This is a genomic window from Gordonia sp. 852002-10350_SCH5691597, from assembly GCF_001665715.1.
In the GTDB taxonomy this organism is placed as follows: domain Bacteria; phylum Actinomycetota; class Actinomycetes; order Mycobacteriales; family Mycobacteriaceae; genus Gordonia; species Gordonia sputi.
The window spans coordinates 1-1,065 of sequence record NZ_LZMO01000169.1 but is presented as its reverse complement, the minus strand read 5'-3'; the positions used below and the strand labels follow the sequence as shown (position 1 = coordinate 1,065).

Below are 1,065 nucleotides of genomic sequence, written 5' to 3'. Positions count from 1 at the left end.
GACGCAGAACCTCCCGCAACGACGGCCAACGCCGACGTCGTCTCCGACGAATTCGACGGTCCCGCAGGCCCTGTCACGGGTGTGTGGACTGCCGAGATCGGCGGCGGAGAGTGGGGCAACGGCGAACAGCAGGTCTACACCGACAGCACGCGCAACGTGAGGCTCGACGGCAAAGGACATCTACTGATCACCGCGCGACGTGACGGCGACACCATCACATCGGCACGCCTCACGACCCGCGGCAAGTACTCGCTGCGCTACGGCACGATCTCCGCACGTATCTCGATGCCATCGGGCCAGGGACTCCATCCCGCGTTCTGGCTGCTCGGGGATTCCCTCGAGCAGGTGGGCTGGCCGCGTGCCGGAGAGATCGACGTGATCGAAACCCTCAACACCGCAGCGGATTACCACACCGGAATCCACGCGCCGCAGGACTCCAGCACACGTGGACAGACGGTGTCGGCATCCGGACCGGGACCCTTCGAACTCGCCAACACGTTTCGCACGTACTGGATGCGCAAGACGCCGGGGCGCATCGTCACCGGAATCGACGACCGAGAACTGTTCTCGGTCACACCGGCCGACCTCGCGCCCGACGCCCAATGGGTCTTCGACGCACCTTTCCATGTCCTGCTCAACGTCGCCGTCGGAGGCGATTGGCCCGGCCCCGCGTCGGACGACACCACTTTCCCCGCCACGATGACTGTCGATTGGATTCGGGTGAACACAACCGAACGGAGCTCCGGCACATGACCGAACTATTCACGGCGCCAATCGAACTGCGGCCGGTCATGCCCGCGACCGGAGGACCCGAGTGGCCCGGCGCGACCTGGGTGGGTCAACTCGACACCGCCGAACTCGACCTCGCGGACCGCTCGGCCGACATTACCGTCACCTGCCGCCCTCTCGGCGCCGACGGCTATACGCGCGCGCGACTGCTCATTCGCGAATCCGTTGTGCTGGTGCGCTTCACGGAATCCCCGCTCGAGAACGGGCTCGCCACCGTCACCATCCCGCCGTGCGACGAGACACGCGACAACGGCGATGCGCCGAGCAGGCCGGTGT

Annotated in this window: 1 protein-coding gene and 1 pseudogene; both read left to right on the top strand. The window is 66.3% G+C overall.

All coding sequences use genetic code 11. The annotated features are described in order from the left end of the window. Positions 1-753: glycoside hydrolase family 16 protein (locus A5777_RS11975; RefSeq protein WP_064862807.1), on the top strand; the 753-nt coding region annotated here is incomplete at its 5' end. Then, a pseudogene (locus tag A5777_RS11970) lies at positions 750-1,065 on the top strand (glycosyltransferase family 2 protein); the annotation flags it as partial. The gene A5777_RS11975 and the pseudogene A5777_RS11970, both read left to right, overlap by 4 nt.